Source organism: Siminovitchia fortis, assembly GCF_003605365.2.
Lineage (GTDB): Bacteria > Bacillota > Bacilli > Bacillales > Bacillaceae_C > Siminovitchia > Siminovitchia fortis.
This window is the reverse complement of the sequence record NZ_QYTU02000002.1, coordinates 98,241-111,388: the sequence shown is the minus strand read 5'-3', so window position 1 is coordinate 111,388 and position 13,148 is coordinate 98,241. Positions and strand designations below refer to the sequence as shown.

The following is a 13,148-nucleotide window of genomic DNA, read 5'->3' as shown; positions in this document are numbered from 1 at the left end:
AGGAGTTGAGGACATGGCTAAAACTTTGGATAAAGTGGATGTTGTAACCGTTGGGGTCGGCTGGACAGGCGGCATCGTAGCAGCCGAGTGTGCAAAGGAAGGATTGAAAGTGGTGGGCCTCGAACGCGGGGAAAGAAGAGGGACCCAGGACTATCAGCGGATTCACGACGAGTATCGGTATGCCATCCGTTATGATTTGATGCAGGATTTGTCAAAAGAGACGATCACATTCAGAAATACCCGCAAAGAAAAAGCACTGCCCATGAGACAGATGGGGTCATTTTTATTGGGCGAAGGCCTTGGCGGCTCTGGAACCCACTGGAACGGATGGACTTTCAGATTTTTGCCTTACGATTTTGAAATCAGAAGCATGACGGAAAAGAAATATGGAAAAGATAAGATTCCTGACGGCTTTTTGCTTCAGGATTGGGGTATTACATACGATGAAATGGAGCCTTACTTTGATAAATTTGAAAAGACAGCGGGGATTTCCGGTGAAACCAATCCGCTTGGGGGAAAAAGGTCCAATGATTATCCGACGCCGCCGATGAAAAAGACGCCTATACTGCAAAAGTTTGAGAAAGCGGCGAAGGACAGGGGATATCATCCGTATATGATGCCATCTGCAAACTTGTCCGAAACATATGAAAATCCGGACGGGCAGACCATTTACGCCTGTCAATATTGCGGGTTTTGCGAAAGATTCGGATGTGAGTACGGGGCGAAGTCTTCCCCGGAAATAACAGTGATTCCGGCAGCGGAAAAGACCGGCAATTATGAAGTCCGGACAAACGCCAATGTCGTTGAGATCTTGAAAAAAGGCGACAAGGTTACAGGTGTCAGGTATATCGACACAGCGACAAGGCAGGAATACATCCAGCCTGCAGATATAGTAGTGCTGACAAGCTATGTATTGAACAATGCCAAACTACTGATGGTATCCGACATCGGCGAACAGTATGACCCTGACACAGGAAGAGGAACGCTTGGCAGAAACTATTGCTATCAAATGAACGCCGGAGCGACAGGCTTTTTTGATGATCAAATGAATACATTCATGGGAGCAGGAGCACTTGGGATGTATATGGACGATTTCAACGGCGACAATTTTGACCATAGCAAAGAAGATTTTCTCCACGGCGCCGGAATCTGGATTACACAGTCGGGATCCAGGCCGATTGCAAGCAACCCGGTCCCGCCGGATGTTCCACTCTGGGGCGAGGAGTTCAAGAAGGCATCCATTCACTACTACACACGGACATTGTTTGTGGGTGGCCAGGGTGCATCGCTGCCATTTAAGGAAAATTATTTGTCGCTTGATCCGACATATAAAGATGCATACGGCCTGCCGCTGTTGCAGATGACCTATAATTTTACCGATCAGGACCGTGCCCTGCACAAATTTGCGACGGAAAGGTCCGCTGAAATTATGAAAGATATGGGAGCAAAAGAGGTTGTCCCTGAAAACGTATTGACAGATTATGATATCGTCCCATACCAGACAACCCATAACACGGGCGGCACGACAATGGGAGCGGATCCCGCCACAAGTGTTGTAAACAACTATTTGCAGCATTGGGATGCCGATAATCTATTCGTAGTCGGAGCCGGAAATTTCGCCCATAACAGTGGTTATAACCCTACCGGCACTGTCGGCGCATTGGCTTACAGATGTGCGGAAGGCATCATAAAATACAGCAAAAAAGGCGGAAGTCTTGTTTAATACAAAAGGAGGCGTTCAGAGATGGGCATTTCACAGATTGGAGTACCAGGACTAATTATTATTCTGGTCATCGTTTTGATTATTTTCGGGCCGAAAAAGCTTCCGGAGATTGGCGGAGCCATGGGGAAAACGCTGTCAGAGTTTAAAAAATCGACCCGGGAAATCATGGACGACGATGATACCTCAAAGCAAGAGAATAAAAAAGAGATTTGATTTAGAAGGTGCGCTGAATGGGACAAGATACGAAACAGGATAGAAAAATTCTCAGTCCCTTGGACAAAAAGCCCGAAGACCGCAATATGGATCGTCCCTATTATCGGAAAGAAAAGCAAGAGGAAGAAACGAACGGGGAAGCTTTGGTTGAGCACTTAGCCGATCTTCGCAAGCAGTTGATCAAAAGTCTGGCTGTGTTTGTTGTATTTCTCCTTGTTGTCTTTACAACGATGAACTATTGGTTCCCTTATGTGACGAAAGGGAATGAGCTTGTTGTTTTCGGCCCTTTTCAAATCGTCAAGTTTTACACTTCTATTTGTGTGACTCTTGCGCTTGGATTGTCGCTGCCGTTTCTCGTCCATTTTATATGGCAGTTTGTTAAGCCGGGCTTGAAGTCCAATGAGATTCGATTTCTTGGATTATATTCACCCGCAATGTTTCTCTTATTCATTATGGGGGTCGCTTTCGGCTACTTTGTTGTCAATCCTTTAAGCTATCATTTCTTAATGAATTTTGGTGCAATGAATTTTGATGTCATCGTTTCGGCACAGGAATACGTACACTTCCTGATTATGACGACTGTGCCGCTTGGCTTGTTATTTGAACTGCCGATTGTCGCCATGTTTTTGGCATCCATCGGGGTGTTGACCTCGGAAACAATGAAAAAAGTGAGAAAATGGGCGTATTTGGCCATAGCGGTTGTATCGGCTTTGATCACACCCCCTGATTTTATCAGCCAGTTGATGGTGCTGATCCCGATGGCATTACTATACGAAGCGAGTATCTATATTGTAAAACGGATGGAAGCAAGGCAGGAGACCGCTCAGCAAACAGAAGTTGTCTCCACGGAATGAGAAAAAAGCTCCGGGAAAAAGGAAAATTCCTTTCCTGGAGCTTATGTTATTTGCCGTAAATACCTTCAAACCCCTTAACGGACAACGTCCTTGAACTGCGTCAATTCCTCCAAAGTTTCCTCGTCGACCTCCACGCCGAGCCCCGGCTCTTCATTAAGCTGTATGAAAGGTACGTCGTATTTAAGGTTTCCGATATCCCGAGAAAACTTCAATGGTCCGGTCAGTTCAACACTTGTGATGTTTTTCTTGGAAAAAGCGACATGGAAACCGGCGGCTGACCCGATCGATGATTCCACCATCGATCCGACCTGGCACTCAATGCCGGCCATTTCGGCTTGGTATGCAAGCTTTGCTGCCGGAAGGATGCCTCCGCATTTCATCAACTTGATATTGACTTTGTCCGCAGCCTGCTTCCGGATGATTTCCCGCAGTTCACGGGGCCCTTTCATACCTTCGTCAATCATGACTGGAATATCGGTTTTTGATTTGATTTCAACCATGCCGTCGATATCATCGGCTGCTACAGGCTGTTCTATCCAATCGATATTCAAGTCTTTTAATGAACGAATCGCGACAAGGGAGGCGGCGCTGTTTTTCCAGCCTTGATTTACATCCACACGGATGGCAATGTCCTTGCCGACTTTTTCTCTGACAGCTTGAATCCGCTCGACATCTTTCTGTACTGCCGTACCGACTTTCATTTTAAAAGAGTTGTAGCCCTGTTTCATCATGGCTGCTGCTTCTTCAGCCATTTCCTGCGGCTCTGCGATGCTCAAAACATGGGTGATCGGAAATTTTTCGTGATAACGCCCGCCAATCAACTGGTAGACAGGCTGTTCGAGCTTTTTGCCGGCAGCATCAAAACAGGCGATGTCCAATGCGGCTTTTGCCGCAGGAACTGCATAAATTGTCCCATTCATCAGATCGTGTATCTTTTCAAATTCCATCGGGTTTTTGCCGATCAGCAACGGAGCGAGAGTATGTTTTAAAAGGTAATACGTGCTTTCAAAAGACTCGCCGGTCACGTATTCGTCCGGCAAAGCTTCCCCGTAACCTATAATGCCTTCATCCGTTTCTATTTTGACGATGATGGTGGGCATATGGTGAAAGATACCATAGCTCACAATAAAAGGGCTGTACAAAGGTAAATGGACAGCATGAATATGTATGGCTTCGATTTTTATGACGATCAATCCCTTCATTTTACAGTAATGATTTTTTGAATAAGAAAAGCGCAAGCGCCTGTTTATCGAGGTACAGACTGGAGTGCCTCCGACGAGATAAAGGATAAGGAAAGGCGGAGAGTGCCTGCTTATCGGCGCAAAGCTAGACTACGCTTGCGAAGGCGTAGTTTGCCTTCAGCAGCGATTGGCTTAATCCTTGCGCCGATGGCACTCGCAGCCGGACAACACGGCGAGGAACGCAGGCTCAAGCAGCGACGTCCTGTCGCTTCGCCTGCACTAGCACATCCTGTGCGTCGGCAGGCTCAAGCAGCGACATCCTGTCGCTTTACCTGCACTAGGACGTCCTGTCCGTCGGAGCCGATGTTGACTTATCGTAGGAAAGCTTCTTCTTCGAGAGGCTTCCTGAGCTTTGCGACGAGCTGAACAAGGCTTCCTTGATAAGCTATGGCGCAGGAGCACCAGAGGTGCGAAGTCTGCTAGTCGATAGGCGCTGGCCGCCTTAAAGCGCCACGTCCTGTGGCGCCGGCGGCACTAGGACCTCCTGTCCGTCGAAGCTAGACAACAAAAGGCTTTGTTCAAAATTTTAAAGCTAAAAATTTTTATGCTTTCTCTCTGAAAAAAAACCGCCGATTTAAGGAGCAAATACAATGGCCGGAAATCGGACCTGGCGTTTTTAGCATAATATAAAATTTTTGGCCGGGCAAATCAAGGATATGGAAAATGTTCCTCGCATAAGTATCGTAAAATTCAATAATAAAAGATTAGTGTAAAAATGGCTTTTATTTTTGTTGGAGTTGTTATATAATAATTTCAGTTAATTACATCTGATGTATAACACAACGGAGTTTTTTGCTTAGTACAGAGGAGGAGAGAGGAATGGAGAACTACTTGAATGTAAATGGGCTGAAAGTGGCGTCCATTTTGCATGAGTTTATCGAAAAGGAGGCATTGCCTGATACCGGGGTGGATAGCAAAAGCTTTTGGAAAGGCTTTAGCCGCATCATTGAAGATCTTGTGCCCACAAACAAGCAGCTTTTACAAACACGGAAAAGCCTGCAGGAGAAAATCAATCAGTGGCATCAGGATAACAGAGGGCCGGTTGATTTGAAAAAATACAAATCGTTCCTCAAAGAAATCGGTTATCTGGAACAGCCGGTTGAAGATTTCACCATTACAACAAAAAATGTGGATGAAGAAATTACCGCCCAAGCAGGCCCGCAGCTGGTCGTGCCTGTAAATAATGCAAGATATGCCATAAACGCCGCCAATGCAAGATGGGGTAGCTTATATGATGCCCTTTACGGAACTGATGTCATTGATGAAGCGGACGGAGCGGAACTGACAAGCGGTTATAATCCGCTTCGGGGCCAAAAAGTGATTGATTACGGAAGAAAGTTTTTGGATCAGATCGCCCCATTACAGGAAGGTTCCCATCATGACTCGGTCAAGTACAGCATTTCCGGAGGCCATTTGACGATAGAGCTCCGGGGCGGCAAAAGTGTGAAGCTGCAGGATCATCAGAAGTTTGCCGGATTTCAGGGAGAAGCGGAAAATCCGAGTGCCATTTTACTTAAAAACAACGGTCTTCATGTTGAAATACAAATAGATCCTGAAGATCCGATCGGCCGGACTGATTCTGCCGGGATAAAAGATCTTTTAATTGAATCGGCTCTTTCTACCATTATGGATTGCGAAGATTCGGTTGCAGCAGTCGATGCGGAAGACAAAGTCCTTGTTTATCGAAATTGGCTTGGGCTGATGAAGGGAACAATCGGTGCCGTTTTTGAAAAAAACGGCAAAACAATCAACCGGGTAATGAATGAAGACCGCATCTATACGGCACCTGATGGAACTGAATTTTCCCTTCGCGGCCGTTCACTCCAGCTTGTCCGGAATGTAGGGCACTTGATGACAACGCCGGCCATTTTGGATCAAAACGGAGAAGAAGTGCCGGAAGGAATCGTTGATGCCGTAATCACTAGTTTAATAGCCAAACACGATCTTCTTGGAAATACCGCTCGGAAGAACTCTGAAAAAGGATCTGTTTATATTGTTAAGCCCAAAATGCACGGTTCCGAAGAAGTCGCTTTTGCCAATGAGCTGTTTGACCGTGTCGAGGATCTGCTCGGACTCGAACGAAATACGCTGAAAATGGGCGTTATGGATGAAGAGCGCCGGACATCGCTAAATTTGAAAGCCTGCATCAAAGAAGCCAAAGACCGGATTGTTTTTATTAACACAGGGTTCCTTGACCGTACAGGCGATGAAATCCATACATCGATGGAAGCGGGGCCGATGATCAGAAAGAATGATATGAAGGCATCCAGGTGGCTCAAGGCATATGAACAGTCGAATGTTTTCGCGGGGCTTGAGACAGGGCTGCCGGGCCGCGCACAGATCGGTAAGGGAATGTGGGCCATGCCCGATCAGATGAAGGCGATGGTTGAACAAAAAATCGGACATGTAGAGGCAGGCGCCAATACAGCGTGGGTTCCTTCCCCGACTGCTGCTACATTACACGCCCTGCATTACCATCAAAAGAATGTCTGGGAAATCCAGCACAATCTGTCAAAGGAAATCAAGGATGTAGAGGATGACATATTGGATATTCCGCTTGCATCCAACACTCATTTTACACATGAAGAGATCCAGGAGGAGCTTGATAATAATGCACAGGGAATATTGGGGTATGTTGTCAGGTGGGTGGAGCAGGGCGTAGGCTGTTCCAAAGTTCCGGACATCCATGATGTCGGTCTGATGGAAGACCGCGCAACACTGAGAATTTCAAGCCAGCATATGGCCAACTGGCTTCACCATGGCATTTGTACCGTTGAGCAGGTTCTGGAAACGATGAAACGTATGGCGGCAGTTGTCGATGAACAAAACGCCGGAGATCCGCATTATAAACCGATGTCGGATAATTTCGAGGAATCTGTTGCTTTTCAGGCAGCGTGCGACCTTGTATTGCTCGGAAGAGAGCAGCCAAATGGATATACGGAACCGATCCTTCACAGCCGCCGTCTTGAATTCAAGCAGAAAATGTCAATACAGCAGGCATAGGGCGGCCTCTTCAAGGCTGGTCATACGGCCTTGAAGAGGCCCGAAAGTTTGCTAAAGAAAATAAATGAAAAATATTTTAAAAAATATTGTATTATAACAGTTGACTAAATAACAACTCTGTTATATATTAATATCAACTTATTAAAAAAGAAGGTGGAGAACATGCAAACGAAACAAACAGCAGAAAGAGACTTTATCGAAGAGTGGATTTTGGAAGAGCTGATCAAAGGGAAGACGGTTGAAGAAATGAATGGTACAACTTTCGTCCTCGGAAACGAATTGCTGACTTTAAAAAGAAATGCTGAAGGTTCGTTTGATGTTGAGCCGCTCGCAGCGAAAGAAGTGGTCGTTATTAGGGAGGAAGAGAAACTGGAAATTGAAAACATTTGCAGCAAATGCGGTATGGAGCATCAAACATTTAAGGAAGTCATTCAATGCTGCGAGAACGTTGAATAATTTTTTTGCCTTATATGTTATATAACATTATAAATATCGAAAAACAGATATATTACAGGTGAATAATAGATTGATTGAATCAATCTGTTGATCAAATATTAAAACGTAGAATGGGAGAGGTTTATCATGACAAGAGAAGAACAAATCCGCCAAGTTGAAGAAAGCTGGGCAGCAGAACGCTGGAAAGGGATTGAAAGGCCATATTCCGCCGGGGATGTAGTGAAACTGCGCGGATCGGTCGTCATTGAGCAGACATTGGCGCGGATGGGGGCCGAAAGGCTTTGGAATTTGATCAATACGGAAGATTATATAAATGCGCTGGGTGCTCTGACAGGGAACCAGGCAATGCAGCAGGTAAAAGCAGGCCTCAAGGCAATTTACTTAAGCGGCTGGCAGGTTGCCGCAGATGCGAACCTAGCAGGGCAGATGTATCCGGATCAAAGTTTATATCCTGCCAACAGTGTTCCGCAGGTCGTCAAACGGATCAACCAGACACTGCAGCGTGCAGATCAAATCCAGCAGGCAGAGGGAGAAGGCGATACGTATTGGTTTGCTCCCATTGTAGCAGATATGGAGGCAGGATTCGGAGGCCCCCTCAACGTATTCGAATTGACAAAAGCTATGATTGAGGCAGGGGCTGGTGGGGTCCATCTTGAAGACCAGTTGGCTTCCGAGAAAAAATGCGGACACTTGGGCGGTAAAGTTCTTCAACCGACACAAACGGCTGTGCGCCACTTAATCGCGGCAAGACTTGCTGCAGATGTCATGGATGTGCCTACTGTCATTATCGCAAGGACTGACGCGAATGCGGCTAACTTGATTACAAGTGATGTCGACCCGTATGACCGCGAATTTCTGACAGGCGAAAGAAGTCCGGAAGGGTTCTATTACACAAATCCGGGACTTGACCAGGCAATTGCAAGAGGTCTTGCCTATGCGCCTTACGCCGATCTCATCTGGTGTGAAACGGCTGAACCGGATCTCGAGGAGGCACGGCGTTTTGCAGAAGCCATTCATGAAAAATTCCCGGGCAAACTGCTTGCATATAACTGCTCACCTTCCTTTAACTGGAAAAGCAAGCTGAGCGATGAAGAGATTGCCGGCTTCCAGCAAGAGCTGGGAAAAATGGGTTACAAATTCCAATTCGTTACACTTGCAGGCTTCCACTCCCTCAACCACAGCATGTTCGAATTGGCCCGCGGCTACAAAGATTCCGGCATGGCTGCCTATTCCAAACTCCAGCAGGAAGAATTTGCTTCCGAGGCGCAAGGATACACAGCTACACGCCACCAGCGTGAAGTTGGTACTGGTTACTTCGATGAAGTGTCAATGGTCATTTCAGGAGGAACCTCTTCCACAACCGCATTGGCAGGATCAACAGAGGAAGCGCAGTTCCAATCATAAAAATAGCGAAAGGCCCCCTTGGGAAAAGGTACACCCAAGGGGGTTTTCCTTCGTAGTATAGGAAATTATAAAGCGCTTAGGTTGTTGATAATTCATTATCTTTTTGTGCTGCGTCCGGCTCCAGCGCCTATCGACTAGCAGACTTCACGCTTCTTCCTACGATAAGTCAACATCGCTCCGCTGCGCTGCGCGTGTTTCCTTTATCTCGTCAGAAGCGCTCCAGTCTGTACGTCGATAAACAGGCGCTTGCACCTTTGTTCTGAAAAATTGGCCATTGCCCGGCTACGATGAAAAAGCGCCTGCGTGGTCATTGGCAGGCGGGACCAATGCCCGGATATGGTCGAAAAGCCTCAGCGTGGTCAATGGCGGATTGGACCAATGATTAGCCATTTATCCCAATTTCTATTGATCATTTGACAATCACGAAAAAAGTCAGGGGTTGCAAAATATATTTGTATGTTATAATACAAACATTCGAATAGTTTTTTCCTTCGGGGCAGGGTGAAAATCCCGACCGGCGGTGATGAGACAAGTGTCTCTTAGTCCGTGACCCGGCTCGGCAACGATCCGGTGGATTTGGTGAAATTCCAAAGCCGACAGTGAAAGTCTGGATGGGAGAAGGAAAAAGGCGTCTGTTTCTCGTGCATTTTTTTATAAAATGGCATGTTTATTTAGGCTTTGTTAAAAATCTTTTTGTCAAAGCTTCATGACGCTTATTTAAAATTGCTGTTTTTGCGCCCCGAAACAATGTTTCGGGGCTTTTTCCGTCGATCATTGAAAGGAGGCACTATGGGAGACAAGTATTTTTATATGAAATTGGCCATACAGCTGGCGGAATCCGTTGTCGGGCAGACGAGTCCGAATCCGGCGGTCGGCTGTGTCGTTGTCAAAAACGGGCAGATTCTCGGCATGGGCGCACATATGAAAGCAGGCGAGCCGCACGCTGAAGTCAACGCCTTGAAACAAGCCGGCGAAAGGGCGGAGGGCGCCGATCTTTATGTCACTCTTGAGCCATGTTCACATACAGGAAGGACGCCGCCGTGCGCTGATTTGATCATTGAGAAAAAAATCAGGCGCGTCTTCATAGCGGGCCTGGATCCGAATCCGGTTGTTGCCGGAAATGGTGTGGCAAAGCTTCAGAAAGCCGGAATTTCGGTGGAATATGGAATTTACGGTCAACAAGCCGAAGATCTGAACAAATTTTATTTTCATTTTATTAAGACAAGGAAACCATTCACTACATTAAAAACCGCTGTAACTTTTGACGGAAAGACAGCGGCTTCCAGCGGAGACAGCAAATGGATCACATCTGATCAGGCAAGGCTTGATGTCCATCATTACCGGCATCGCCACGATGCAATATTGGTCGGCATCAATACTGTGATTCAGGATAATCCCCATCTTACAACCCGACTGCCCCAGGGTGGAAAAAATCCCATTCGAATTGTTTTAGATACTCATTTGAGAATTCCTATGAAATGCAATCTTTTAAATGACAATGCGGCTCCGACGATCATCGTGTGCGGAAAGCATACAAATGAAAAAAAGCGTCGTGCCATTGAGGAAAAAGGAGTCAAAGTGAAAAAGATGCCTTCAGAGAAAATTGAAATCGAACCGCTCCTGAATTGGCTGGGGAAGGAGCAAATCCTTTCCGTCTTTGTCGAAGGAGGAAGCGCCGTCCATTCCGCATTCGTTGATTCCGGTTTTTTTCAGGAAATTGTCATGTACATGGCACCGAAATTATTGAATGACAGAAAAGGGACGCCGGCTTTTGGTGGAATCCCCAAACAAGTAGTAAAAGACAGTATTCCCTTGGCATTTAAATCAGTCGAACAAATCGGTCCTGACATAAAATTAATTGTTGAACCGGTGGAAAGGGGAAAGTGAATGTTTACAGGAATTGTAGAAGAAATCGGTACTGTTCTGCGAATTGAACGAAAGGCGAAGTCCTTCACTGTCCATATCCAGGCAGAAAAGATCCTGGAAGACATCCAGCTGGGCGACAGCATCGCGGTAAACGGTGTCTGTCTTACTGCAACGGAAATTACCCGCTCAACGTTTCAGGCCGATGTCATGCCTGAAACATTCAATGTGACGTCACTCAGCATGCTTTCACCAGGTTCAAAAGTGAACCTTGAGCGGGCGATTGCTGCCAACGGCAGGTTCGGAGGACATTTTGTCAGCGGGCATGTCGATGGAACCGGCACCCTTATAAGTAAAAAAAGTATGGAAAACGCACTTTATATGGTTATCCAAATACCAGAGAAATTCCAAGTGTTTGTCATGGAAAAAGGATCGATTGCAATAGATGGAACATCGCTGACGATTTTTGAAACAGACAGTGAAAAAATAACAATTTCCCTGGTACCGCACACACAAGCGGAAACGATTCTTGCAGAAAAAAACATCGGCGACCCAGTCAATATAGAATTCGATATGTTCGGCAAATACATTTATCACATGCTGGAAAGCCGAAAGGAAATAAAAACCGAAATCACGATGGATAAGCTATTGGAGAATGGCTTCATCGGTTAAAAAGGAGGGAGTGACAGTATGTTTGATTCAATTGAAAAAGCCCTGGAAGAATTGAAAAATGGGAAAGTGATCATTGTAACGGACGATGAGGACAGGGAAAATGAAGGCGATTTTGTTGCGCTGGCTGAAAAGGCAGCTCCTGAAGTGATCAATTTCATGGCGAAGGAAGGACGAGGCCTCATTTGCATGCCCATAACGGAAGAGAGAGCGAAGGAATTGAATTTGCCGAAGATGGCCGACCAAAACACCGACCCTTTTGGAACAGCGTTTACCGTCAGTGTTGATCATATTGATTCCCACACAGGCATCAGTGCATTTGAACGTTCGGAAACGATTTTAAAAATGCTGGAAGAGGGTGCTAAGCCCGGGGACTTTAAAAGGCCGGGCCATATTTTCCCCCTCATAGCAAAAGAGGGAGGGATATTAAAAAGGCCCGGCCACACGGAAGCGGCTGTTGATCTGGCTCAACTTTGCGGGGCAAAGCCGGCCGGCGTCATCTGTGAAATCATGAAAGATGACGGAACGATGGCACGTACTCCCGACTTAAGAAAAATGGCTGATGAATTTGGGCTGTCAATGATTACAATCAAAGACTTGATTTTATACAGGAACGCCAAGGAAAAGCTCGTCAAAAGGGAAGCGGAAGCCCTATTGCCGACTGAATACGGTGATTTCAAGATCATTGCCTACTCAAACGTGCTTGATTATAAAGAACATTTGGCCATTGTAAAAGGGGATATTGAGCCGGATACACCTGTCATAGTACGGATGCACTCTGAATGCCTGACGGGGGATGTATTCGGATCTTGCCGCTGTGATTGCGGCCCGCAGCTTCAATCTGCATTGAGGCGGATTGAAGAAGAAGGTGCCGGGGTTCTCCTATACCTGCGCCAGGAGGGAAGAGGGATCGGGCTCATTAATAAATTAAAAGCATACAAGCTGCAGGAAGAAGGGCTTGATACAGTGGAGGCCAATGAAAGACTCGGATTTCCGGCGGATCTTCGCGACTTTAGCATTGGCGCACAAATGCTGAAAGACATAGGAGTCAAGAAACTCAAACTGCTCACTAACAATCCAAGGAAAGTTTCCAGTCTTTCGGATTTCGGGTTCGAGGTAACCGAGAGGCTGCCGATCCAGCTGCCTTTTAAAAGTGAAAACGAAAAATACTTGAAAACAAAAGCAGAAAAGCTCGGACATTTGCTTACATTTTAAATAGCTGAGGAGAGATAAGAGATGAAAACAGTTTATGAAGGGAATTTAGTTGGTACAGGATTGAAAATCGGTATTGTCGCAGGCAGATTCAACGAATTCATTACAGGAAAACTTCTGTCCGGAGCGCTGGATGCATTGAGACGCCACGGTGTTTCCGAGGATGATGTTTCGGTTGTATGGGTGCCCGGTGCATTTGAAATACCGTTGACTGCCAAGAAAATGGCAGAAATGAATGAGTATGATGCAATTATCACTTTAGGGACTGTTATACGCGGTGCAACCCCGCATTTTGATTATGTTTGCAGCGAAGCGGCGAAGGGTGCGGCGAATGTTGCGCTTCAATCGGGAATTCCTGTCATATTCGGTGTTCTGACAACAGATACGATTGAGCAGGCTGTCGAAAGGGCCGGAACAAAAGCAGGGAATAAAGGCTGGGATTCGGCAGTTGATGCCATTGAGATGGCAAACTTATATAAATCAATGAATTCCTAATGTAAAACGGCTGCC

Annotated in this window: 11 protein-coding genes and 1 riboswitch; of the genes, 10 read left to right on the top strand and 1 reads right to left on the bottom strand. The window is 46.2% G+C overall.

The window, feature by feature from the left end:
- The first annotated feature begins 13 nt into the window (after positions 1 to 13).
- From D4N35_RS02250 to tatC, 3 genes are read left to right on the top strand one after another with little or no spacing between them, the layout of a single operon-like run.
- On the top strand, positions 14 to 1,723 hold the full coding sequence (locus D4N35_RS02250; protein ID WP_120069320.1) for a GMC family oxidoreductase: 1,710 nt from the start codon (positions 14 to 16) through the stop codon (positions 1,721 to 1,723).
- Between the two features lie 21 nt (positions 1,724 to 1,744).
- Positions 1,745 to 1,936 (top strand): twin-arginine translocase TatA/TatE family subunit, encoded by a 192-nt coding sequence (gene tatA, locus D4N35_RS02245; RefSeq protein WP_120069317.1) that lies wholly within the window; start codon positions 1,745 to 1,747, stop codon positions 1,934 to 1,936.
- Between the two features lie 17 nt (positions 1,937 to 1,953).
- Positions 1,954 to 2,790, top strand: coding sequence for a twin-arginine translocase subunit TatC (gene tatC / locus D4N35_RS02240; protein ID WP_120069314.1), 837 nt, complete (start codon positions 1,954 to 1,956; stop codon positions 2,788 to 2,790).
- Between the two features lie 74 nt (positions 2,791 to 2,864).
- On the opposite strand, the gene D4N35_RS02235 is transcribed toward tatC, so the two are convergent.
- Positions 2,865 to 3,974, bottom strand: coding sequence for a mandelate racemase/muconate lactonizing enzyme family protein (locus D4N35_RS02235; protein ID WP_120069455.1), 1,110 nt, complete (start codon positions 3,972 to 3,974; stop codon positions 2,865 to 2,867).
- An 876-nt stretch (positions 3,975 to 4,850) separates the two neighbouring features.
- Between D4N35_RS02235 and D4N35_RS02230 the strand changes: the two genes are divergently transcribed.
- The 7 genes from D4N35_RS02230 (at position 4,851) to ribH (ending at position 13,133) form a co-directional block, all read left to right on the top strand.
- Positions 4,851 to 7,034 carry a malate synthase G gene (locus D4N35_RS02230; protein ID WP_120069312.1) on the top strand — a complete coding sequence of 728 codons (2,184 nt, stop codon included), beginning with the start codon at positions 4,851 to 4,853 and terminating at the stop codon, positions 7,032 to 7,034.
- 162 nt (positions 7,035 to 7,196) lie between these two features.
- Positions 7,197 to 7,490 (top strand): hypothetical protein, encoded by a 294-nt coding sequence (locus tag D4N35_RS02225; RefSeq protein WP_120069309.1) that lies wholly within the window; start codon positions 7,197 to 7,199, stop codon positions 7,488 to 7,490.
- A 126-nt stretch (positions 7,491 to 7,616) separates the two neighbouring features.
- Positions 7,617 to 8,894 carry an isocitrate lyase gene (gene aceA, locus D4N35_RS02220; protein ID WP_120069306.1) on the top strand — a complete coding sequence of 426 codons (1,278 nt, stop codon included), beginning with the start codon at positions 7,617 to 7,619 and terminating at the stop codon, positions 8,892 to 8,894.
- 483 nt (positions 8,895 to 9,377) lie between these two features.
- Positions 9,378 to 9,521, top strand: a riboswitch (FMN riboswitch).
- Between the two features lie 162 nt (positions 9,522 to 9,683).
- Positions 9,684 to 10,781 carry a bifunctional diaminohydroxyphosphoribosylaminopyrimidine deaminase/5-amino-6-(5-phosphoribosylamino)uracil reductase RibD gene (gene ribD / locus D4N35_RS02215; protein WP_120069303.1) on the top strand — a complete coding sequence of 366 codons (1,098 nt, stop codon included), beginning with the start codon at positions 9,684 to 9,686 and terminating at the stop codon, positions 10,779 to 10,781.
- A complete protein-coding gene (gene ribE, locus D4N35_RS02210; RefSeq protein WP_120069300.1) occupies positions 10,782 to 11,429 on the top strand; it encodes a riboflavin synthase in 648 nt (215 codons plus the stop codon).
- 18 nt (positions 11,430 to 11,447) lie between these two features.
- Positions 11,448 to 12,641, top strand: a complete 1,194-nt coding sequence (locus D4N35_RS02205; protein WP_120069298.1) for a bifunctional 3,4-dihydroxy-2-butanone-4-phosphate synthase/GTP cyclohydrolase II — start codon at positions 11,448 to 11,450, stop codon at positions 12,639 to 12,641.
- Between the two features lie 21 nt (positions 12,642 to 12,662).
- Entirely contained in the window at positions 12,663 to 13,133 is a 471-nt protein-coding gene (gene ribH / locus D4N35_RS02200) for a 6,7-dimethyl-8-ribityllumazine synthase (RefSeq protein ID WP_120069295.1), read from the top strand.
- The last annotated feature ends 15 nt before the right edge of the window (positions 13,134 to 13,148 follow it).

What these genes read in the sequence shown, in the direction of transcription:
- tatC (WP_120069314.1), top strand. Translation starts at nt 1,954, where the DNA reads ATGGGACAAGATACGAAACAGGATAGAAAAATTCTCAGTCCCTTGGAC.
- ribH (WP_120069295.1), top strand. Translation starts at nt 12,663, where the DNA reads ATGAAAACAGTTTATGAAGGGAATTTAGTTGGTACAGGATTGAAAATC.
- D4N35_RS02230 (WP_120069312.1), top strand. Translation starts at nt 4,851, where the DNA reads ATGGAGAACTACTTGAATGTAAATGGGCTGAAAGTGGCGTCCATTTTG.
- tatA (WP_120069317.1), top strand. Translation starts at nt 1,745, where the DNA reads ATGGGCATTTCACAGATTGGAGTACCAGGACTAATTATTATTCTGGTC.
- ribE (WP_120069300.1), top strand. Translation starts at nt 10,782, where the DNA reads ATGTTTACAGGAATTGTAGAAGAAATCGGTACTGTTCTGCGAATTGAA.
- D4N35_RS02225 (WP_120069309.1), top strand. Translation starts at nt 7,197, where the DNA reads ATGCAAACGAAACAAACAGCAGAAAGAGACTTTATCGAAGAGTGGATT.
- D4N35_RS02205 (WP_120069298.1), top strand. Translation starts at nt 11,448, where the DNA reads ATGTTTGATTCAATTGAAAAAGCCCTGGAAGAATTGAAAAATGGGAAA.
- D4N35_RS02250 (WP_120069320.1), top strand. Translation starts at nt 14, where the DNA reads ATGGCTAAAACTTTGGATAAAGTGGATGTTGTAACCGTTGGGGTCGGC.
- aceA (WP_120069306.1), top strand. Translation starts at nt 7,617, where the DNA reads ATGACAAGAGAAGAACAAATCCGCCAAGTTGAAGAAAGCTGGGCAGCA.
- ribD (WP_120069303.1), top strand. Translation starts at nt 9,684, where the DNA reads ATGGGAGACAAGTATTTTTATATGAAATTGGCCATACAGCTGGCGGAA.